This is a genomic window from Streptomyces sp. NPDC025721 (genome assembly GCF_055558595.1).
The window spans coordinates 731,971-753,858 of sequence record NZ_JBVHMF010000001.1; the positions used below are offsets into that span (position 1 = coordinate 731,971).

At 72.1% G+C, this 21,888-nt stretch carries 18 protein-coding genes; 12 read left to right on the plus strand and 6 right to left on the minus strand.

Annotated features, from left to right (window positions below; translation table 11 throughout):
* Positions 1-96 precede the first annotated feature (96 nt).
* Positions 97-912, minus strand: a complete 816-nt coding sequence (locus tag ACZ4EF_RS03225; RefSeq protein WP_467502480.1) for a class I SAM-dependent methyltransferase — start codon at positions 910-912, stop codon at positions 97-99.
* 57 nt (positions 913-969) lie between these two features.
* Between ACZ4EF_RS03225 and ACZ4EF_RS03230 the strand changes: the two genes are divergently transcribed.
* Both ACZ4EF_RS03230 and ACZ4EF_RS03235 read left to right on the plus strand, forming a co-directional pair.
* Positions 970-1,695 (plus strand): GntR family transcriptional regulator, encoded by a 726-nt coding sequence (locus tag ACZ4EF_RS03230; protein WP_355337918.1) that lies wholly within the window; start codon positions 970-972, stop codon positions 1,693-1,695.
* 166 nt (positions 1,696-1,861) lie between these two features.
* Positions 1,862-2,323: an ATP-binding protein gene (locus tag ACZ4EF_RS03235; RefSeq protein WP_467502482.1), complete on the plus strand. Its 462-nt coding sequence runs from the start codon at positions 1,862-1,864 to the stop codon at positions 2,321-2,323.
* A gap of 128 nt (positions 2,324-2,451) precedes the next feature.
* Here the strand turns inward: ACZ4EF_RS03235 and ACZ4EF_RS03240 are convergent, their stop codons facing one another.
* Positions 2,452-3,120 carry a hypothetical protein gene (locus tag ACZ4EF_RS03240; protein ID WP_355337924.1) on the minus strand — a complete coding sequence of 223 codons (669 nt, stop codon included), beginning with the start codon at positions 3,118-3,120 and terminating at the stop codon, positions 2,452-2,454.
* 87 nt (positions 3,121-3,207) lie between these two features.
* Positions 3,208-4,593: a glutamate--tRNA ligase gene (gene gltX, locus ACZ4EF_RS03245; protein WP_467502644.1), complete on the minus strand. Its 1,386-nt coding sequence runs from the start codon at positions 4,591-4,593 to the stop codon at positions 3,208-3,210.
* Between the two features lie 183 nt (positions 4,594-4,776).
* On the opposite strand from gltX, the gene ACZ4EF_RS03250 reads away from it, so the two are divergent.
* The 6 genes from ACZ4EF_RS03250 to ACZ4EF_RS03275 all read left to right on the plus strand — a co-directional run bounded on the left by ACZ4EF_RS03250 (position 4,777) and on the right by ACZ4EF_RS03275 (position 12,973).
* Positions 4,777-6,468: an FAD-binding dehydrogenase gene (locus tag ACZ4EF_RS03250; RefSeq protein ID WP_391162333.1), complete on the plus strand. Its 1,692-nt coding sequence runs from the start codon at positions 4,777-4,779 to the stop codon at positions 6,466-6,468.
* 299 nt (positions 6,469-6,767) lie between these two features.
* Positions 6,768-8,564, plus strand: coding sequence for a glycoside hydrolase family 6 protein (locus ACZ4EF_RS03255; RefSeq protein ID WP_355337930.1), 1,797 nt, complete (start codon positions 6,768-6,770; stop codon positions 8,562-8,564).
* 292 nt (positions 8,565-8,856) lie between these two features.
* On the plus strand, positions 8,857-10,041 hold the full coding sequence (locus tag ACZ4EF_RS03260) for a serine hydrolase domain-containing protein (protein ID WP_401310367.1): 1,185 nt from the start codon (positions 8,857-8,859) through the stop codon (positions 10,039-10,041).
* Positions 10,042-10,045: 4 nt separating this feature from the next.
* Positions 10,046-10,888 (plus strand): SDR family NAD(P)-dependent oxidoreductase, encoded by an 843-nt coding sequence (locus ACZ4EF_RS03265; RefSeq protein ID WP_467502485.1) that lies wholly within the window; start codon positions 10,046-10,048, stop codon positions 10,886-10,888.
* 158 nt (positions 10,889-11,046) lie between these two features.
* On the plus strand, positions 11,047-12,036 hold the full coding sequence (locus ACZ4EF_RS03270) for an NAD-dependent epimerase/dehydratase family protein (protein WP_401310361.1): 990 nt from the start codon (positions 11,047-11,049) through the stop codon (positions 12,034-12,036).
* 4 nt (positions 12,037-12,040) lie between these two features.
* Entirely contained in the window at positions 12,041-12,973 is a 933-nt protein-coding gene (locus tag ACZ4EF_RS03275) for an RNA polymerase sigma-70 factor (RefSeq protein WP_467502488.1), read from the plus strand.
* Positions 12,974-12,976: 3 nt separating this feature from the next.
* On the opposite strand, the gene ACZ4EF_RS03280 is transcribed toward ACZ4EF_RS03275, so the two are convergent.
* The 3 genes from ACZ4EF_RS03280 to ACZ4EF_RS03290 all read right to left on the minus strand — a co-directional run bounded on the left by ACZ4EF_RS03280 (position 12,977) and on the right by ACZ4EF_RS03290 (position 17,485).
* A complete protein-coding gene (locus tag ACZ4EF_RS03280; RefSeq protein ID WP_401857320.1) occupies positions 12,977-13,822 on the minus strand; it encodes an EamA family transporter in 846 nt (281 codons plus the stop codon).
* A gap of 90 nt (positions 13,823-13,912) precedes the next feature.
* On the minus strand, positions 13,913-15,547 hold the full coding sequence (locus tag ACZ4EF_RS03285) for a penicillin-binding transpeptidase domain-containing protein (protein ID WP_467502490.1): 1,635 nt from the start codon (positions 15,545-15,547) through the stop codon (positions 13,913-13,915).
* A gap of 213 nt (positions 15,548-15,760) precedes the next feature.
* Positions 15,761-17,485, minus strand: a complete 1,725-nt coding sequence (locus ACZ4EF_RS03290; protein ID WP_391043451.1) for a dolichyl-phosphate-mannose--protein mannosyltransferase — start codon at positions 17,483-17,485, stop codon at positions 15,761-15,763.
* A 315-nt stretch (positions 17,486-17,800) separates the two neighbouring features.
* Here ACZ4EF_RS03290 and rsmI point away from each other — a divergent pair, with 315 nt between their 5' ends.
* From rsmI to ACZ4EF_RS03310, 4 genes are all read left to right on the plus strand, one after another.
* On the plus strand, positions 17,801-18,676 hold the full coding sequence (rsmI, locus tag ACZ4EF_RS03295) for a 16S rRNA (cytidine(1402)-2'-O)-methyltransferase (protein WP_355337951.1): 876 nt from the start codon (positions 17,801-17,803) through the stop codon (positions 18,674-18,676).
* A gap of 351 nt (positions 18,677-19,027) precedes the next feature.
* On the plus strand, positions 19,028-19,627 hold the full coding sequence (locus ACZ4EF_RS03300; protein ID WP_467502492.1) for a hypothetical protein: 600 nt from the start codon (positions 19,028-19,030) through the stop codon (positions 19,625-19,627).
* A 35-nt stretch (positions 19,628-19,662) separates the two neighbouring features.
* Positions 19,663-20,550 carry a TatD family hydrolase gene (locus ACZ4EF_RS03305; RefSeq protein WP_467502494.1) on the plus strand — a complete coding sequence of 296 codons (888 nt, stop codon included), beginning with the start codon at positions 19,663-19,665 and terminating at the stop codon, positions 20,548-20,550.
* Between the two features lie 146 nt (positions 20,551-20,696).
* Complete coding sequence (locus ACZ4EF_RS03310) at positions 20,697-21,842, plus strand: ubiquitin-like domain-containing protein (RefSeq protein ID WP_467502496.1); 1,146 nt, start codon at positions 20,697-20,699, stop codon at positions 21,840-21,842.
* Positions 21,843-21,888: the final 46 nt, after the last annotated feature.

Below are 21,888 nucleotides of genomic sequence, written 5' to 3' on the forward strand. Positions count from 1 at the left end.
CTTGCGCCCCCGCCTCGCCCCCGTCCGCCGCCCATGCGCCCCGCCCCGGGCGCCCCGGGGGACCCCGTCCCACAGACCTTGGCCAGGCGGCCGGCGTCAGGCGGTCCCCACCGCCAGCAGGTGCGATGCGGCGGACAGCAGCTCCGGGTAGGGCTCCGCCAGCCGGGCGGCGGTCAGCGCCGCGGCGAACATCGGTGAGTCGGTCAGAGACTCGCCCGTGTGCTGCTCGGTGGCCTTCAGCAGTGCCCAGGCCGGGCCCTCGACGCCCAGGACGGTCACGTCGGTGAGGCCCGCGCAGGTCAGCTCATCCGCCAGCTCCGCCGCCGTATGGAAGTAAGCGGCTGTGAAGCCCTTGCGTCCGGGGTCGTGGCGGCCCGTCGCCAGGATGTCACCGACGGCGTCCCGGACGCGGTCCTTCGTCAGCAGCGTCGTCGCGGTGTGCTCGAAGAGCGAGGCGTACCGTCCGATCGCGGCGGCGGCGACCATGCCACCAGGCCGTACCACCCGCCGGGCTTCCGCTAGCGCCTGATCGCGGTCGGCACGCTCCAGCAGGTGGTAGAGCGGTCCGAGCAGCAGGACGGCGTCGTACGTCCCTGCCCCCGCGCTCAACGCTCGCGCGTCACCCAACTCCGTGGTGCAGCCGACCGACTTCGCGTGCTCCACATGCCGTTCGACCGGGTCCACCAAGTGCACCCGGTAGCCGTCCTCGACCAGCCACTTCGCATGCACCCCGGCCCCGCCGCCGACATCGAGCACAGCGCCGGGCGCGGGCGGCAGATGACGCCGCAGGATCTCCCGGGTCCGCGCCAACTCCAGCGCGCCGTCGGCAGAGGAGGTCAGACGCGTCGACTCGTCGAATACCGAGCCGTAGAAGTCCAGAATCTCGGACGCTACATGGGGTGCGGTCGCCATGGTTGTGATGGTCTACCCTGACCGGTCAACCTGTCCACCGAACGGGAGTGCCCCGCCATGCCCAAGCTCAAGTACGAAGAGATCGCGGATTCGTTGCGGGCCCGGATCGCCGACGGTGAGTTCGGTTCGGGAGACGTCCTGCCGTCGGGGCGGGATCTGTGCGAGCAGTGGTCCGTGTCGCGGGCGACGGTCATCAAGGCGATGGATGTACTGAGGGGAGACGGCCTCGTGGCGGCTCGCCAGGGGCAGGGATTCCACGTACTCGCAACGCCGTTGGCGCGTCCCGCCGGTCGGCGCCGGGCAGACGCCACGCGCGTGACCGGTGGTCACCCCTTCCGACGGTTGGGCAAGCCTGTTCACGAAACGCCGCCCGACCGTGTCGCAAGGATTTTGGACCTTGCCGCGGGCGTGTCCGCTCTGCGGCGTGACCGCTTGGTGCTGCTTGACGACGGTGCTCCGCTGTCGCTGGTCACGGCGTGGTTTCCGGCGGACATCGCGGCGGCCTGTCCGAAGCTGACTCAGGCGGGTCCGATCGCCGAAGGGACGACCCATTACGTGGCCCGCCAGACCGGGCGTTCACCGGCGCGGGGTACCGACCTCACGAAAGTGCGCCTGGCGACGTCGGCGGAGGCGGAGCAGTTGCGACGTGAACTACCGCTCGCAGTCGCGGTCGTGCTCCATGTCGCGCACGACAAGGACGGCCGGGTTCTCGTCGCAGAAGAGGGCGTCACTCCTTCCGACCTGTGGGAGCTGACGGACAACTACCCGATGAGTCACGGATAGTTGACAATCACTTGACTGGACCGGTCAACCGGTCCAGTCTCAAGGGGGGCGATTTCCTCGCACCCCTTGTTCGTCGTTGGCGTGCCGCGCGGGGTCCAGGCCGGGATTGCCGCACATGCGGCACGTCTGCGTATGACTTCGCTGTGCTACACGAAGGGAACCGTTCGTGACTGATGACAGCGCTGCGCTCAAGGCCGGAGTCTTACCCGCGGCCGTATCGAGATTCTTCGACGCGAAACGTGAATCGGTCGGGCTGGCACGCGAATTCGCCGCAGGGGCTCTGAGGGCATGGGGGTTGTCGCCTGTCGTTGACGACGTGCGGTTGTGCGTATCGGAGTTGGCGTCGAACGCGTTGGCGCACGGGACGCGGCGGGGGCACGGGTTTTTGGTGCGGGTGGTGGTGGAGGACGGGTGCGTACGGCTGGAGGTGCATGACAGTCATGACGAGGAGGGGGAGCGGAGGCCGCGGGTGTGCGAGCCCGGTGCGGCGGATGTACGGGGGCGGGGGCTGTTGATCGTCGCGGCGGTCGCGGACGGGTGGGGGGTCGAGGAGCGGGAGCCGTTCGGGAAGGTGGTGTGGGCGCGGTTCAAGGGGGTGGCTTCCGGGCCCGCGGGCGGCCAGGGGTAGTGCGGGAAGACCCGGTCGAGGCCGGGCGCAGCTCGTCGTCATCGCCTACCGCACGGGCCTGGCCCACGCCGCCCCGGAGAGCGGCGCGGACGGCCGTACGTAGTCAAGTGGTGGGGCTACGGCTACGGCTACGGCCGCGGGTAGCCGATGGCCGCGATGTCGTCGGCCAGTTCGGGGAGCGTGAGGTCGGGGTTGAGCGTGGTGACGACCTCGGCGGTCAGCGGGCGCAGGGCGAGGACGTGGTGGACGGGAGCGGGGGCGACCGGGACCTCGTAGTAGTCCTCGGCGAAGGCGCGGTAGGCGTCGGCGTCGCGGTCGGTGAGCAGCGGGAAGAGGAGCCCGGCGCCGTCGGGGTCGCCGTCGGGCGCGTCGGGGAACTCGATGGCGCCGCCGGTCCGCCACGCGGTGTCGGCGGCCTGCCGCCAGAGGCAGGCGGTGACGACGGGCATGCCGTCCTCGTCGCTGAAGGCGGGCTCTTCGACGCAGGGGCGGAAGACGGCGGGCACGTCGTCGAGGACACCGGGCCAGGGGCCGTCCTCGACGTAGGGGCTCATCCGGGACTCGTGGGCGAAGCCGCGGACGTAGGCGCCGAGGGGGGAGAAGACGATGGAGTATTCGTCGCCCGAGCCGTTGCTCATGGAGGCCATCTCCTCGACGTCCGACCAGTGCGCGTCGAAGGAGTAGAAGCGGCTCTCCCACGACGGGCTGAGTATCGCCTCCAGCATGGCCAGCGCGCGGCAGTGGTCACGGAGCACGGGGATGGCGGGGAGCCGCCGGGCGGTGTCGTAAACGGTCACGGCGGCGACCGTACGCCGTCCGGCGGCCGGTCCCGATGCCGGGTCCGGCGCGGCGGTGTAAGACCCGCCGCGCCAGGGTGGCGGGTCTTACGACTCGGCGGGCGTCTCCGACTCCAGCCGAGTGCGGGCGGCCTCCAGGCGGGCCAGCGCGCGCTCGCGGCCGAGGGCTTCGAGCGACTCGAAGAGCGGCAGCCCGACGGTGCGGCCCATGACGGCGACGCGGATGGGCGCCTGGGCCTTGCCGAGCTTGAGGCCGTGGGCGGCGGCGATGGACTCCAGAGCCGCCTTCAGGGGCTCGGCCGACCAGTCGGGAAGCGCGCCCAGTTCATTGGCTGCGTCGCGCAGAAGATCCGCCGCGCCCGCCTTCATCGCCTTGGACCACGACGCGTCGTCGCGCACCGGCTCGTCGAGGAAGAGGAAGTCGACGTACGACGTGATCTCGGACAGCAGGGCGATCCGGGTCTGGGCGAGCGGCGCGACGGTCTCGAAGACGGCCTCGTCGTACGACAGCGGGTCCCAGGTGGCGTGCGGGGCGGTCAGCCACGGCGCGCAGGCGCTGACGAAGGCGGCGGGGGACAGGGCGCGGATGTACTCGCCGTTGAAGGCGGTGAGCTTCTTGACGTCGAAGAAGGCCGAGGAGCCGATGACGTCCTCGATGCGGAAGAGCTGCTCCAGCTCCTCGTAGGGCAGGATCTCGCGGTCGTCGCCGGGGCCCCAGCCCAGCAGCATCAGGTAGTTGACCATGGCCTCGGGCAGGTAGCCCTCGGCGAGGTAGTCCTCGAGGGCGACCTTGTCGCGGCGCTTGGAGAGCTTCTGCCGCTTCTCGTTGACGATCACCGGCAGGTGCGCCCAGGTGGGCGGGGTGGCGCCCAGCGCCTCCCAGAGGAGCTGCTGCTTGGGCGTGTTGGACAGGTGCTCCTCGCCGCGGATGACCTGCGTGACGCGCTCGTCGAGGTCGTCCACGACGTTGGCGAGCAGGAAGACCGGGGAGCCGTCGCCGCGGGCGATGACGAAGTCCTCGATGGAGCTGTTGGGGAAGGCGGGTTCGCCGCGGATCAGGTCGACCACGACCGTCTCGCCCTTGTCCGGCGTGCGGAAGCGCATCGCCCGTCCCGGCTCGTACGCCAGCCCGCGCTCGCGGCAGAAGCCGTCGTAGCCGAGGTGTTCGGAGCCGGTGCGCTCCTTGAGCATGTCGCGCGTGCAGTCGCAGTAGTACGCGCGCCCCTCGATCTGGAGCCGGGAGGCGGCCTCGCGGTGCCGGTCGGCGTTGTGCGACTGGAAGTACGGGCCCTCGAAGGCGGGGTCGGCGCCGCTGATGCCGATGGCGGCGAGCGCGCTGATGATGCCGTCGATCCATTCGGGCTTGTTGCGCGCCGCGTCGGTGTCCTCGATGCGCAGGACGAAGGTGCCGCCCGACTGTCGGGCGACCGCCCAGTTGTAGAGGGCGGAACGGGCGCCGCCGACGTGGAACATACCGGTCGGGGAGGGGGCGAAACGGACGCGGAGCGGGGCATCAGACATGGCGTGAATCCTACCGAGCCGGGTCGGCGCCCCGCGCCTCGGATTATGCGGGGTCCCTATGCCGCTGACCCGCGCCCGCCGCTCGCGTAACGTGCTCGTCACTACGTGGACTACTGGCGAGTAAGGAGCGGTCGGATGGCGCTGGACGCGGATGTCGTGGTGGTGGGCGCGGGGCTGGCCGGTCTGGTGGCCACGGTCGAGCTGGCGGAGGCCGGACGGAAGGTGATCCTGGTCGACCAGGAGCCCGAGGCGTCCCTCGGGGGCCAGGCGTTCTGGTCCTTCGGCGGGCTCTTCTTCGTCGACTCGCCCGAGCAGCGCCGGATGCGGATCAAGGACACGCCCGACCTCGCGCTCCAGGACTGGCTCGGCACGGCCGGCTTCGACCGGCCCGAGGACTACTGGCCGCGCCGCTGGGCCGAGGCGTACGTGCACTTCGCCGCGGGTGAGAAGCGGGCCTGGCTGCACCAGCGCGGCATGCGCTTCTTCCCGGTGGTCGGCTGGGCCGAGCGCGGCGGCTTCCTGGCCACCGGCCCCGGCAACTCCGTGCCGCGCTTCCACATCACCTGGGGCACCGGGCCCGGCGTCGTCGCGCCCTTCGCGCAGCGGGTGCGCGACGAGGTCGCGCGCGGGCGGGTCGAACTGCGCTTCCGGCACCGGGTGACCGGCCTGACCCGTACCGGCGACGCCGTGGACGGTGTGACCGGCGAGGTCCTGGTCGCCAGCGACGTGGCGCGCGGCGAGGCCAGTTCGCGGGAGACGGCGGGCGCGTTCGAACTGCGCGCGCAGGCCGTGGTCGTCACAAGCGGAGGCATCGGCGGCAACCACGATCTCGTACGGGCCGCCTGGCCCAAGCGGCTCGGCACCCCGCCCGGCAAACTGCTCTCCGGCGTTCCCGCGCACGTGGACGGCCTGATGCTCGGCATCACAGAGGCGGCGGGCGGAAGGTTGATCAATGGTGACCGGATGTGGCACTACACCGAGGGCATCGAGAACTGGAACCCGATCTGGGCCCGCCACGGCATCCGCATCCTGCCCGGCCCTTCGTCGCTGTGGCTGGACGCCACCGGCAAGCGGCTGCCGGTCCCGTACTTCCCCGGTTTCGACACGCTCGGCACCCTGGAGCACATCATGGGGACGGGCCACGAGTACACCTGGTTCGTCCTCACCCAGAAGATCATCGAGAAGGAATTCGCGCTGTCGGGCTCCGAGCAGAATCCGGACCTGACCGGGAAGAGCGTGCGCGACGTGCTCAAGCGCGCGCTGCCGGGGGCGCCGGGGCCGGTCGAGGCGTTCAAGCAGCACGGCGTCGACTTCGTGGTGGAGAAGGACCTCGGCGCCCTGGTGCGGGGGATGAACGCCGTGACGGGCGAGGGGCTGGTCGACGAGGCGGTCGTACGGCGCGAAGTCGAGGCGCGCGACCGCGAGATCGCGAACACCTACACCAAGGACTTGCAGGTCACCGCCATTCGCGGGGCCCGCAACTACCTCGGCGACAAGCTCATTCGCACCGCGTCGCCGCACCGGCTGCTCGACCCGAAGGCGGGGCCGCTGATCGCCGTGCGGCTCAACATCCTGACCCGGAAGTCGCTCGGCGGCCTGGAGACCGACCTCGAAGGGCGCGTCCTGCGCGGCGGGTCGGAAGGCGCGGAGGACGGCGGCGCGGCCGGCCGCGGCGAGGTGCTCAGCGGGCTCTACGCGGCGGGCGAGGCCGCGGGATTCGGCGGCGGCGGGATGCACGGATACCGGTCGCTGGAAGGGACGTTCCTCGGCGGCTGCATCTTCTCCGGGCGCGCGGCGGGGCGGGCCGCCGCGGCCGCGACGGCATAACGCGCGAGCGGGCGCCGGGGGTTCCGCCCCCGGCGCTCCCTCCGTGCCCCGGCACCCGGCCGCCCGTCCGGGCGGGTCCGCCAACCGTCATGCGTTTCAGAGGTGTTGGCGCCCGGCCCCCGTCCGGGACCAACTCCATGGACGTAGCGCCAAGCATTGACAGGAGCGGACCGCCTGCCCACTATGGGAGCGCTCCCACGTTAAGAGCGTGTAACCGAACCATGCTTCACCGCACCACCTCCCATGACCCCGCGAAGTCGTTTCGAGGGGTCCATCCCCCCTATGGAGGTTGTTCGCACATGGCAGTCCCGACAGTCCGACGCAGAACCGCCGCGCTCGCGGCCGGCCTGATGGTCGTCGCCTCAGGCGGCGTGGTCGCCGCGATGAGTACGACATCCGCCTCGGCGGCCACCGCCGGTTGCTCGGTCGCCTACGACGTGAGCCAGTGGGATTCCGGCTTCACCGCGCAGGTGACGATCACCAACACCGGCCCGGCCATCACGAGTTGGCAACTCGGCTGGAACTTCCCCGGCAATCAGAAGGTCACCCAGGGCTGGAACGCCACCGTGAGCCAGACGGGCGCGGCCGTGACCGCGGCGAGCCTGTCGTACAACGGCGCTGTGGCGACCGGCGGTACGGCGACCTTCGGCTTCAACGGCTCGTACAGCGGCACCAACACCAAGCCGTCGTCGTTCACCCTGAACGGCGTCGTGTGCGGCGGCGGCACCGGTACGACCCCGCCGACGACGCCCCCCACGACGCCCCCGACCACACCCCCCACCACTCCGCCGACGACGCCCCCCACGACGCCGCCGACCACCCCGCCCACCTCGCCGCCGCCCGGCACCAGGGTCGACAACCCGTACGCGGGCGCCAAGGGCTACGTGAACCCGGACTGGTCCGCGAAGGCCGCGGCCGACGGGGGATCGAAGATCGCCAACCAGTCCACCGCGGTGTGGCTGGACCGGATCGCGGCGATCGCGGGCACCAACGGTGCCATGGGGCTCAAGGCCCACCTGGACGCGGCGGTGCAGCAGGCCGCAGGCCAGCCGCTCACCATCGAACTGGTCATCTACGACCTGCCCGGCCGTGACTGCGCCGCGCTCGCCTCCAACGGCGAACTGGGCGCGACGGAGATCGGCCGCTACAAGACCGAGTACATCGACCCGATCGCCGCGATCATGTCGGACCCGAAGTACGCGGGCCTGCGGATCGTCAACATCATCGAGCCCGACTCGCTGCCCAACCTGGTCACCAACGCGGGCGGCACCGCCGGTTCGACGGACGCCTGCGCCACGATGAAGGCCAACGGCAACTACGAGAACGGCGTCGGTTACGCGCTCGCCAAGCTCGGCGCGATCGGCAACACGTACAACTACATCGACGCCGGACACCACGCCTGGCTCGGCTGGGACACCAACCTGGCGCCCGCCGCGCAGGAGTTCCTGAAGGCCGCGAAGACCGGTGGCGCCACCGTCAACGATGTCCAGGGCTTCATCGTCAACACGGCCAACTACAGCGCCACCGTGGAGCCGAACTTCAAGGTCACGGACAGCGTGAACGGCACCACCATTCGCCAGTCCAAGTGGGTTGACTGGAATCAATACGTCGATGAGCAGAGCTACGCGCAGGCCCTGCGCAACCTCCTGGTGTCGGACGGCTTCAACTCCAACATCGGCATGCTGATCGACACCTCCCGCAACGGCTGGGGCGGCGCCTCGCGTCCCGCCGGTCCCGGGGCGACCACGACCGTTGACACCTACGTCGACGGTGGCCGTATCGACCGCCGCATCCACGCCGGCAACTGGTGCAACCAGTCCGGGGCCGGCATCGGTGAGCGCCCGACCGCGGCGCCCGCCGCCGGTATCGACGCCTACGTGTGGGTGAAGCCTCCGGGTGAGTCCGACGGTTCGAGCACCCAGATCCCGAACGACCAGGGCAAGGGCTTCGACCGGATGTGCGACCCGACCTACACCGGTAACGCCCGCAACGGCAACAACCCGACCGGTGCCCTGGCCAACGCCCCGCTCGCGGGTGCCTGGTTCTCGGCGCAGTTCCACCAGCTCGTGCAGAACGCGTACCCGCCGCTCCCGTAGCGGACCCCCCACCGGGCCCGTGACGGGTCCCGCGCTCCGGCCGGACACTCTCCGGCCGGGGTCGCGGGCCCGCCGCGGGCCCGGGTGGTTTTCCGGCTCATGCCGCGGGGAACGGGTGCCGCCCCGCCGCCGCCCGCGGGGAACGGGTGCCGCCCCGCCGCCCGCGCTCGACCGCGTATACGGCCCGTCCCACCGCCTGTTTACAGAACGCGCATCTTCGTCGTGCACCATGGGTGCCGCAGAGTTCGGTGCAGCGGGTGGACCGGCGGAGCGGCAGGCGGAGGCGGCATTCATGGACGCGTTCACGGACGTCCACGGCACGGCGGAGGACGGCTGGGAGCCGGTACGTACCGCTTTCGCCCAGAATTTCACCCGCCGGGGGGATGTCGGCGCCGCTTTCGCGCTCTATAGGCACGGCCGCAAGGTGGTCGACCTGTGGGGCGGTGCCGCGGCGGCCGGGGAGCCCTCGGGGAAGCCGTGGGCCGAGGACACCGTGCAGATCGTCCGGTCGGCCACCAAGGGCGTGGCCGCGGCCTGTCTGCTGCTGCTCCACCAGCGCGGCCAGTTGGATCTGGACGCGCCGGTGGGCGCGTACTGGTCGGAGTTCAAGGCACACGGCAAGGAGCGGGTGACCGTCAGGGACGTGCTGGCGCACCGGGCAGGAGTGCCCGCGCTGGACACGCCGTTGACGCCGGAGCAGGCGCTCGACGGCACGACGGGGCCGCGCGCGGTGGCCGCGCAGAAGCCGCAGTTCCCGCCGGGCGCGGCGCACGGATACCACGCGCACACTTACGGCTGGCTGGTCGCGGAGCTGGTGCTGCGCGCGTCGGGGCGGACGGTCGGCCGCTTCGTCGCGGAGGAGATCGCCCGGCCGCTCGGCCTCGACCTGTGGGTGGGGCTGCCGCCGGGGCAGGCGCACCGGGTGGGCGGGACCGCCGAGACCGTCACGCCGGAACCGGCCGTCTCCGGCGCGCTGCGGGCCCGGCCCAAGCGGTCCGTGCAGGACGCGTACGCCGACCCCGAGTCGCTGACCATGCGCGCCTTCGGGGCGATCTCGCCGCGGCCCGACGAGAACGACCCCGCCTATCGCGCGGGTGAGCTGCCCGCCGCCAACGGCATCACCGACGCGCGCTCGCTGGCCCGCTTCTACGCGGCCCTGATCGGGGAACTGACCGACGGGCCGCGGCTGTTCGTGCCCGCCACGCTCACCGCCGCCCGGACCGTGGAGTCCGAGGGGCCGGATCGAGTATTGATCGTCAACACTCGATTCGGCCTGGGATACATGCTGCACGGCCCGGCGTCCCCGCTGCTGGCACCCGGCTCCTTCGGGCATCCCGGCCGCGGCGGCTGCCTCGGTTTCGCGGACCCCGCGAGCGGAATCGGCTTCGGCTACGTCACCAACGGCATGCAGAAGAACGTCACCGCGGATCCCCGTGCCCAAGCCCTGGTCAGGGCGGTACGGGAGTGCCTACGCTGACCCGATGGTGCGTAACGGGACAGCTGCGGCGGCGTATTCAGGGCAACGATTCGCGACCTACACCGTCATGGTGACCGGCGGCGCCCGGGGCATCGGCGAGGCGACGGCCCGCAGATTCGCCGCGGAAGGCGCCGCCGTACTCCTCGCGGACCTCAACGGTGAAGCGGCCGAGCGCACCGCCGCCTCGATCCGCGAGGACGGCGGACGGGCGGAGGCGGTCGGGTGCGACGTCGCCGACCGTACGGCCGTGGACGCGGCGGTCGGACACGCGGTGGCGGCCTTCGGCGGCCTCGACGTCCTCGTCAACAACGCCTATTCGTGCAGCGATCACTCCGAGGACTTCACCGAGGAGCCGGACGAGAACTGGCTGCGCGACCTCGACGTCACCCTGACCGGCGCCATGCGCTGTTCCCGCGCCGCGCTGCCGCACCTGGCCGCCGCGACCGGCGGGCGCGGCGCGATCGTCAACATCGGCTCGGTCAACGGCATGTCGTACTTCGGCAACCACTCCTACAGCGCGGCCAAGGCGGGACTGATCTCCCTGACCCGCACGCTCGCCGTGCACGCGGCGGCCAGCGGCGTCCGCGTCAACCTCGTCGCGCCCGGCACCATCCGCACGCCCGCGTGGGCGGGCCGCGAGTCCATGCTGGAGACCGCCGCGGGGCTGTACCCGCTCGGCCGCGTCGGCGAACCCGCCGACATCGCCGCCGCCGTCACCTTCCTGGCCTCGGCCGACGCGTCCTGGATCACCGGCGTCACGCTGCCGGTCGAAGGCGGCATCCTCTCCGCGAATCCGGGGTTCACCCACGCGCTCTCGGCCGGGACCGCCGACGACGAGGCGCCGTAGGAGCCGCGGCGGGAGCCGCCGTCGGCGCCGCCGGGAAAGAGTGACGCAGGTCACCTCCGCTTCTGTCACGCAGGCGCCGGGCCGTTTGTCCTATGGGCATCGACGAGGCGGCCGGCCTGTGTGGGTCCGGCCCCGGCACGGGACGAGGGACGGACGGCATGGACGCTGCGAAGGACACGGGAAGCGACCGGCGCACGGGCGGCGGGGGCCTGCGGATTCTGCTGGCGGGCGGCAGCGGCGTCCTGGGACGTTCCGCCGCGAAGGAGTTGACAGCCGCCGGGCACCAGGTGGTACAGCTCGGCAGAGGCGCGTCCCACGACATCCGCGCCGACCTCCTCGACCGTGACGCGCTGCTGCGCGCGGTCGACGGGCTCCGCTTCGACGTCGTCGTGCACGCGGCGACCGCGCTGTCCGGCAAGTCCATGACCAGGCACCGGGACATGGACGGCACCAATACGCTGCGTACGGCCGGAACCCGGCACCTCTTGGAGGCGGCCCGCACGACCGGCGCGTGGCGCTGCGTCACGGAGTCGATGATGTTCGGCTACGGGTACGGCGACCACGGTGAGGGTCCGGTCACTGAGGCGGGCACGCCCTTCGGGCCGCACAGCGACGACAAGCACCTGGAGCGGCACGTCGCCGCCATGCGCGTCAACGAGGAGCTGGTCCTGGGCGCGGACGGCGTCGAGGGCGTCGCCCTGCGCTTCGGCCTCTTCTACGGCGCCGGGGTCACCGACACCCTGATGCTGCCGCTGCTCCGCAAGCGCACCATGCCGGTCGTCGACGACACCCACCGCCAGGTGTCGTGGGTGGAGGCCGGCGACGCCGCCCGCGCGGTCGCGCTCGCCGTCACCTCGGGGCGGCCGGGGCAGGCGTACAACATCGCCGACGACCGGCCGCTCGGCTTCGCCACCCACATCCGCGCGGTCGCCGACGCGTACGGAGTGGCGCGCCCGCTGACCGTACCGGCCTGGGTGCTGCGCGCCACCCCGCTGATGCGCGCGATCATGGGGACCCGCCTGAAACTGGACAGCGCGAAGGCGGCGGCAGAACTGGGCTGGCGGCCGTCGTACCGCGACAGCGCGCAGGGCGTGCGGGCGATCGCCGCCGGGCCGGTTGCCGGGGCCGGGCCGCTGCTGCCAGCCTGAGCGGATGACGGACGACACGGGGGAACGGCGCACGGGCGGCACGTACGAGCGCCCACAGGGCGACCTCGGCGGCGCGCGCGAGGACGACGCCTTCCTGCGCGACCGGCGGCTGCTGTTCTCCACCGCCTACCACCTCTTGGGCAGCGTCGCCGACGCCGAGGACGTACTCCAGGACACCTGGCTGCGGTGGGCGCGCGTCGACCGCGCCGACGTCCGCCACCCCACCGCCTACCTGGTGCGTACGGTCTCGCGGCTCTGCCTGAACCGGCTCACCTCGGCGCGCGCCACCCGCGAGACGTACATCGGCCCGTGGCTGCCGGAACCGCTGCTGACCGGGCCCGACGCCGCCGACCGCACCGACACGGCGCACTCGGTGTCCATGGCCATGCTCGTCGTCCTGGAGACGCTCAGCCCGCTGGAGCGCGCGGTGTTCGTGCTGCGCGAGGTCTTCGGCTACGAGTACGCGGAGATCGCCGCGGCCGTGGAGCGCGCGGAGCCGACCGTACGGCAGACCGCGCACCGCGCCCGCGCGCACATCCAGGCGCGCCGCTCCCGTTACGACGCCGACGACGCCACCCGCGCGGCGGTGACCGAGAAGTTCCTCGCGGCCTGCGCGGGCGGCGACCTCAACGCGGTGCTGGCGCTGCTCGCCCCGGACGTCACCGCATGGTCCGACGGCGGCGGCAAGGTGACGGCCGCCACCCGTCCGCTGCGCGGCGCCGACCACGTGGCCCGGTGGGTCCTCGGCGTTCTGGGCAAGCCCGAACTGGCCGCGATCACCGCCGCACCGGCCGCCGTCAACGGCCGGTCGGGTGTGCTTTTCACCCTGCATGGCGCGCCCGCCGGCGCCCTCACCTTCGAACTCGCCGCCGGCGGCCGCATCCACGAACTGCGCTTCCAGGTCAACCCCGACAAGCTGCGCGGCCTGTCCGGGTGAGCGTCAACTCGCGTGCAGCATCAGACCTATGCCGGTCACGACCACCACGGCGGCGACCATACGGGGACGGCCGAAGTGCTCCTTGAAGAACAGCGCGCCTATGGCGGCGCCCGCGATGATCGAGGACTCGCGCAGGGCGGCGACCGGGGCCAGCGGCGCGCGGGTCTGGGCCCACAGGACGAGGCCGTAGGCGGTGAGGGACAGGGCGCCGCCGAGGAGGCCGCGCAGGGCGACGGGTCTTAGCTGCGCGGCCAATTCTCTGCGGCGCGCAGAGAATGCCACGGCCGGGATCACCAGGCCCTGGAACAGCAGCAGCCAGGCGATGTAGCCGAGCGAGCTGCCGGAGGCGCGGACGCCGACGCCGTCCACGACCGTGTACCCGGCGATGGTCAGTCCCGTACCGGCGGCTGCCGTCAGCGCGGGCCAGTTGGGGCGCTTGCCGCGCAGGCCCCACAGGGCGACGCCGCCGAGCCCGGCGCAGGAGGTGATGACGCCCGCGGTCTGCCAGGGCCCCGGCCGCTCGGCGACGAAGACGGCCGCCAGCACGGTGACGGCGAGCGGCGCGATGCCGCGGGCTATCGGATAGACCTGCCCGAACTCGCCGAGCTGGAAGGACCGCATCAACAGGTACTGGTAGGCGAGGTGGATGACCACCGACGCGATCAGATACGGCCACGCGCCCGCGTGCGGCACCGCCGCGAAGGGCAGCAGGGCCAGGGCGCACAGGGCCCCGCCGCCGCCCACGAGGGTGAAGGCGAGGACCTGGTCCTTGATGCCGTGCGCGATGGCGTTCCACGCGGCGTGCGTGATCGCGGCGGTGAGGACGACGGCGACGACCAGCGGCGTCATCCGCGGCTCGAACGGCCGGGGCTGCTCGTACGGCGCGGACCGCTCAGACGGCTGGGGCGGTTCGGGCGGTGCGACGGACGCATCGGCGGGTCAGGAGGCGCGCAGCACGGCCGCCACGATGGGGCCGGCGGACTGGTTGCCGTGACCGCCGCTGTGGACGACGGCGGCGGCGGCGACATGGCCCGCGTACGCGGTGAACCAGCCGTTGGCCTCCGCGGAGGTGTCGGTCTCGGCGGAGCCGGTCTTGGCACCGGAGTTGGGGCCGAATCCGCTCATCACACCGCTGGCCGTGCCGCTGGTGATGGTCGCGCGCATCATCTGCCGCAGATACTGCGTCGTCTTCGACGGGATGCCGGAGGCGGTGGCGATGGGTCCCTCGATGAGGCTCTTGGCGACGATCCGCGGCTGGCGGAAGTCACCGGTGCTGGCGGTCGCGGCGACGGACGCCATGATGAGCGGGCTCATCTGAAGAGTGCCCTGTCCGATCATCTCCGACGTCAGCTCGTCCCCGGTGCCGCCCGGCACCACCGGGTCCTGGGACACGGTGCCGATGTTCCACCCCTGCGTCAGGCCGAACTGCTCGGCCGTGTCCACGAGTCCGGTCGCGCCGAGCGTCTTCGCCTGGAGGATGAAGCCGGTGTTGCAGGACTTCATGAAGTCCCATTGCAGCGAGGCGCCGGGGTTGTTCATGCCGCCGTCGTTCTTGTACGCCTTGCCGTAGCCGTAGTTCGCACCATTGATGCACTTCGCGGGCGAGGACGGCGTCAGACCGCGCTGGAGCAGTGCCGCCGCCGTGACGATCTTGAACGTCGAGCCGGGCGCGGCCTTGTCCTGCAACGCGTAGTCGGTGCCGGACGCCGGGCCGTAGGCGACCGCCAGGATGGCGCCGTTCGTGGTGTCGACGGCGGTCACTCCGGACTTGTCCTTGCCCGCCACCGCCTTCTCGGCCGCCTTCTGGATGGTGGCGTCGAGCGTGGTGTCCAGCCGTACGGGCTTGCCCTTCTTGAGCACGTTCAGCGTCTTGCCGGCCGAGTCGTCCGCCTTCTGGACGTACGTCTCGATGCCGGGGGTGCCGTCGCCCAGCTTGTCCGCGTACCGCGTGCGCAGGTCGGGGATGATGCGGCTCAGCGACGGATAGTCGGCCGGGTCCATCACCCGCCCCTTGCGGTCCACGACATCCACCTCGGGCACCTTGGCCTGACCGGTGACGAGCTGGTCGCCGTCGCCCAGCTCCGGGCTGATCACGGACGGCTTCCACCGCACGACCGGCTTCCCGCTCGCGCCGCGCACGACGGTCAGCGACGAGCGGTAGCTCCAGGGGGTGGTGACGCCGTCGTACGTGACCTGCGCGGTCACCGTGAACGGCATGGTCGTGGTGGTCGTCGCCGCCGGTGTGCCGGGGGTGAGCTGCACGGACGTCACATGGGCCTGCGTCTTGTACGCGGTGAGCGCGGCCGTCGTCGTCCGCACCGAGTCGGTCAGGGCCGCCGCCCGCGTGATGTCGCCCGACGACCACGCGGTCAGGAAGTCGTCCCCGACGTCGGTGACTTCGGCGGCGCTCGGCGGCGCGGTGTTGACCGGCGTCGGCTTGGGCCGCGCGGACTTGCCGCCGCCCCCGCCGCCGCCCTCCAGCGAGTCGTAGACGTTGTAGGCGCCGTACCCGGCGACCACGAGCATTCCGACGAACACCGTGCCGATGATCCCCGACTTGACACCCCGTGACATGGGCACGAGACCTCCCCCTCCCCTTTGAACGCGTTCAAGGAACGCGCGCTGTAGCACCCTACGGGACCCCTGTGCGGAGGAAGGTCTCAGTCCGGGCACGGGTTCGTACGGAAACAGCCCTCCCGGGACCCTCACCCGTCCCAGGAAAACTCAGCCCGGCCCCGTAGCGCTGTCCGGCCCCCCCGGCGCTCGGCCCCCGGCCCCGGACCCCGGTCAGACCCAGGAGTCGAACCACATCCTGGCCTGCCAACTGCTGTACGGAATCGTCATACCGGTATAGATCGGGAAGAAGTAGATGAAATTCCAGATGATCAATAGGACAAGCGTGCCCGCGCCGACCGCGCCCCACATACGTCTGCCCTCACTCGCGCTCGGTGGGCCGAGGAAGGCGCCGATCATCATGGCGACCGCGAGGCAGAGGTAGGGGACGAAGGCGACGGCGTAGAAGAAGAAGATCGTACGGTCCTGGTAGAGGAACCAGGGGAGGTAACCGGCGCCCGCCGCGCACAGGATGGCGCCCGCGCGCCAGTCGCGGCGCATCGCCCAGCGGTAGACGAGGTAGATGAGGGCGAAGCAGGCGGACCACCACAGTAGGGGCGTGCCCAGCGCGATGATCTCGCGGGAGCAGCCGGCCGCCGCGTGGCAGCCGTCCTCGCCGTTCTTGGGGGACTGGAAGAAGTACGAGACCGGGCGGCCGAGTACGAGCCAGCTCCAGGGGTTGGACTGGTAGGGGTGCGGGGTCTGGAGATTGACGTTGAAGTCGTAGACCTGCACCTCGTAGTGCCACAGGCTGCGGATCGGGGCCGGGATCCACGACCAGGTGCCGCCGCGGGCGTCCGCCCAGTGCCGTCCGTAGGCGTTGTCGGACAGGAACCAGCCGGACCAGGAGAGCAGATACGTCACCAGGGCGACCGGCAGGATCGTCAGCGCGGCCCAGCCCAGGTCCTTGCGCAGGACGGCCAGGTACGGGCGGCGGGCGCCGGCCAGGCGGCGTGAGCCGATGTCCCAGACGACGGTCATGATGCCGAAGACCGCCAGGAAGTACAGGCCGTTCCACTTGCTGGCGCAGGCCAGGCCGAGGCAGACGGCGGCGGCGATCCGCCAGGGCCGCCAGCCCATGCCCGTCCGGTCGCCGACCTGCCGGTCGGGTCCCGCGTAACCGCTCTCGTCGACGGGCAGGGCGCGCGCGAGGCGGGCCCGCGACCAGTCGCGGTCGATCAGCAGGCAGCCGAACGCGGCGAGCGCGAAGAAGGAGATGACGAGGTCGAGCAGCGCGATCCGGCTCATCACGAAGTGCAGTCCGTCGACCGCGAGCAGGGTGCCCGCCACACACCCGAGCGCCGTGGAGCGGAACAGCCGTCGCCCTATCCGGCACAGCATCAGCACGGACAGCGTGCCGATCAGCGCCATCATGAAGCGCCAGCCGAAGGGGTTGAGCCCGAACATCCACTCGCCGACCGCGATCACCCACTTGCCCATCGGCGGGTGCACGACATAGCCGGGCGCGTCCGAGAGCGGGATCACCTGGGGGTGGGCCAGGATCTGCGGGTTGGAGACCTTGCCGTCGGGCCAGGTGCCCTCGTAGCCGAGCTTCAGCAGCGACCAGGCGTCCTTGGCGTAGTACGTCTCGTCGAAGACGACGTCACGCGGGTTGCCCAGGTGCCAGAAGCGGATCGCCCCGGCGAAGACGGCGACCAGCAGCGGGCCGAGCCAGCCGCTCCACTTCGCCACCCGGTGGGCCGCGACGGGGCCGAGGCCGAGCGCCTCCCACATCCGGGTGCCCGGCTCGGGGAACGGCGGTACGAGGCGGTCGCGGGTGTCGATCCGAGTCCGTTCCGCATAGCCGAACCGGCGCAGTCGTCGCGCCCACGCGCTCGACTCCGCCTCCACCCGAAAGCCCTCGTCGGCCCGGTCCTGCGTCGCGGTCTCACTTGTCACCGGCCCATCGTAGGGAAACCCCCTGAGAAAGCGATGAGGTCCGGGCTCACCGCCCGGGTTTGTCCGCAATCCCGGCCGGTAACCAGGGGTGCGCGGGCCGTCTCCGGGCGGTTTCCGGGCGGTGGGGCGGCCGGGATCGGGGCCGATGCCGTTCGTGCGGGGCCGCGGGGGCGGGCGAGGGCCCCGGCGTGATCCTGGTCACGCGCCGTGCGGCCGGCTCCGAGGAGCGGGGCGGGGGCGCGGGGCGGTGGGCGGGGGGCGCTGGGCGCTGGGCGCGATTGAGGGGATACGGCGGGCAGGTGGGAGGCTGGGGGCGTGACCACCTCAGCCGTCGGCGTCCTCGTTCTGGCCGGAACCCCCATCGGCGACCCCGCCGACGCCCCGCCCCGCCTCAGCGCGGAACTGCTCGCCGCCGATGTGATCGCCGCGGAGGACACCCGCCGCTTCCGCCGTCTCACGCACGCGCTGGACGTGCACCCGACGGCCAGGGTCGTCTCGTACTTCGAGGGCAACGAGAGCGGGCGCACCCCGGAGCTGGTCGAGGCGCTGGAGGGCGGCGCCCGGGTCGTGCTGGTGACGGACGCGGGGATGCCGTCGGTGTCCGACCCCGGCTACCGGCTGGTGGCGGCGGCCGTCGAGCGCGACATCAAGGTGACCGCGGTGCCGGGCCCGTCGGCCGTACTGACCGCGCTGGCGGTCTCCGGGCTGCCGGTGGACCGTTTCTGTTTCGAGGGCTTCCTGCCGCGCAAGGCGGGCGAACGGCTGTCGCGGCTGCGCGAGGTCGCCGCCGATCGCCGCACCCTGGTGTATTTCGAGGCGCCGCACCGGATCGACGACACCTTGGCGGCGATGGCGGAGGCGTTCGGCGAGGAGCGCAGGGCCGCGGTCTGCCGGGAGCTGACCAAGACGTACGAGGAGGTCAAGCGCGGGCCGCTGAAGGCGCTCGCGCTGTGGGCGGCGCAGGGGGTGCGCGGCGAGATCACCATCGTGGTGGAAGGCGCGCCGGAACCCGGCCCCGCCGACCTCGACCCGGCCGAACTCGTCCGCCGGGTGGCGGCCAGGGAAGAGGCGGGCGAGCGGCGCAAGGAGGCCATCGCGGCGGTCGCCGCCGAGGCGGGCCTGCCCAAGCGGGAGGTCTTCGACGCCGTCGTCGCCGCCAAGCGGACCGGCGAACTGCCCCCGGGCGCCTGAGGACCGGGACTCCGCACGGCCCGGCGGCGTGCGGCCCGAGGACCGTTTTCTGACGGCGCGGCGGCCTGCGGTCCGAGGACCGTTTTCTGACGGCCCGGCGACCGCCGTTCGCGGAATCCGCCGCCTGATGCCCTGATTCCCGGGCGCACAATCCCGACGGGCCGCCCTTTTGACGCCGTAAGAACCTAAACCGTATGCATGGCAAAGCAATATCCGCCATCTGCCACATACGGGCCCAAATCTGACTCAAGAGTCGGGCGCATCTCCTGCGGAGCGGGCAAATCGGGCGTTCGCTGGTAGGTGCAAAGTCCCGCTCCGGACACCGTGTCCGGAGGGCACGCAGGAGCTGCCATGAGCGAGACCATCGGAAGCGATCCCCGTCCCGTCGCCGCCGCCGCACCGGGTGCGCCCGCCGTACCCGTCACGGTGACCGTCACCGCCCCCGCACCCGACGGCCCGGCTCCCGCACCCGACCGCGCGGCCGCCGCGCGCGAGGAGTCGGGCCGGAACGCGGCGGAGGCGTACGCCTTCGCCTGCCTGAACTGCGGCCACGGCTGGGAGCAGGCGTACGAGATCGAGCACCATGTGGACGCGTCCGGCCACGCCTTCGTCGTCTACCTCGCGGACGGCGCGAGGGTGCCGTCACCGCTCACCCGTCCGGCGTGCCTGAACTGCGGCGGTACGCACGTACGCATCATGCGCTCGGGGCAGGTCTCCGGCGTCGCCTCCGTATGGGCACACCCGCGGGGCGACCGCGGTGTGCGCCGCGAGCACCACTGGTCGGTCCTGCACTTCCTGCACCGCAAGCCGCACGGGGAGCGCGGCAAACACGGGGAGCGCGGCAAGCACGCCAAGCAGCGCGGCAAGCACGGCGGGCGGCCCGACGCCCAGCCCGGAGCGCAGCCCGGCCTCCAGTGCGATGAGCAGTCCGGGGGAGCCGACACCGCCTGACAGGACGACGGCCCCGCGTCCTTAGGATCGGGGCCATGCCCGACAAGAACGCCAAGGCCGACGACAAGAAGTCCGCCCCGCCGGCGCCCGAGCCGCTGCGGGTCGCGGTCGCCGATTCCCACACCCACCTCGACATGCAGCCGGGCACGGTTCCCCAGGCCCTCGCCCAGGCCGCCGCGGTCGGCGTCGACACCCTCATCCAGGTGGGGTGCGATCTCGCGGGTTCCCGCTGGGCGGCGAAGACGGCCGCCGCCCACGATGCGATCTGGGCCACCGTGGCCCTGCACCCGAACGAGGCGCCCCGCATCGTCCACGGAGCGCCCGAGGGCTCCTACGGGGGCGCGCAGGCGCCGCGCGGCATCGAGGGGCTCGACCGGGAGATCGACGAGATCGACGCGCTCGCCGCCCTTCCCCAGGTGCGCGGCGTCGGCGAGACCGGCCTGGACTACTTCCGCACCGGGCCCGACGGTGTCGCCGCCCAACAGCACTCGTTCCGTCGCCATATCGACATCGCCAAGCGGCACGGCAAGGCGCTGGTCATCCACGACCGCGAGGCGCACGCCGACGTCCTGCGCATCCTCGACGAGGAGGGCGCCCCGGACACCGTCGTCTTCCACTGCTACTCCGGCGACGCCGAGATGGCCGAAGTCTGCGCGGCGCAGGGGTTCTACCTCTCCTTCGCCGGCACCGTCAGCTACAAGTCGGCGCAGAATCTGCGCGACGCGGTGGCCGTCGCCCCGCTCGACCGCCTCCTGGTGGAGACCGACGCGCCTTTCCTCACCCCGGTGCCCTACCGCGGACGGCCGAACGCGCCATACCTCATTCCGGTCACGCTGCGTGCGATGGCCGCGGCCCGCGGCATCGACGAGGACACCCTCGCGACGGCCATCGCGGCCAACACCGCCAGGGCGTTCGCCTACTGACGTTTCCACGCGCTCACCCGGACAGGTGACTTCGCGCGACCGGAGGTGACGACGCCACGTGACGGCGAGGGCTTGGCCGGTGGCGACAAGTCGGCTACGTTCCCGGTTCCCCGCACCGGAACCCCGCAGCCGTGGAGCGAGCCGTCGTGAGCAATACGCAGGGCACACACCGAGCCGCCGCCCGTCCGGCGGCCGCCGTCCGGCGGACCGGCCGCGCGATCGTGCCGCGGGCGCTGGTGATGGCGGTCCTGGCGGGCGGCACCGGCGCGTACGTGCTGGCCGACAAGGCGGTACGGCTGACCGTGGACGGTCGGCCGCGCACGCTGCACACCTTCGCCGACGACGTGGCCGACGTGCTGCACGAGCAGGGCGTCGAGGTGGGCGACCACGACATCGTGGCGCCGGCGCCGGGCGAGGCGCTGCACGACGGCGACGACGTGGTGGTCCGCTACGGCCGTCCGCTGACGCTCACCGTGGACGGCCGTCACCAGCGGGTGTGGACGACCGGCAAGACCGTCGCGGAAGCGCTGCGGCAGCTCGGCGTACGGGCCGAGGGCGCTTATCTCAACGCCTCCCGCGACGCGTCCATCGGCCGCCACGGCCTCTTCCTCGACGTGCGCACGGAGCGTACGGTCACCGTCCTGGCCGACGGCCGCGAGCACACCGTGCGCACCAACGCCGCCACCGTCCGGCAGGCCGTCGCGGACGCGGGCGTCACCCTCGGCGGCCAGGACGCCACCTCCGTGGACGCCGACAGCTTCCCCCGCGACGGCCAGACCGTCTCGGTGCTGCGGATCTCCGGCCACCAGGAGACCCGCGAAGAACCGATCCCCTTCCGCACCCGCAAGCACACCGACGCGACGCTCGCGCAGGGCACCGAGGCCGTGGACCGGCCGGGCCGCGACGGCGTCCGCCGCGTCACCTACGCCTACCGCACCGTCAACGGCGTCCGGGAGCGCCCGCGCGTCGTGGAGTCGGTGACCGCGCGCGAACCGGTCACCGAGGTCGTACGCGTCGGCACCAGACCGCCGCCCACCGCCGTCACGGGCGCCGACGGCCTCAATTGGGGCGGCCTCGCGCAGTGCGAGGCGGGCGGCAGACCCGACGCGGTGGACGCGACCGGCACCTATGGCGGGCTCTACCAGTTCGACGTGCACACCTGGCACAGCATCGGCGGCCAGGGCCGCCCCCAGGACGCCCCCGCCGCCGAGCAGACCTACCGGGCCAAGAAGCTGTACGTCCAGCGCGGCGCGGCCCCCTGGCCGGTCTGCGGGCGGCACCTGGGCGGTTAGGGCCGGACAGGCCCTAGGTCCGGTCCGCGAGGGCGGCCCCGGCCGC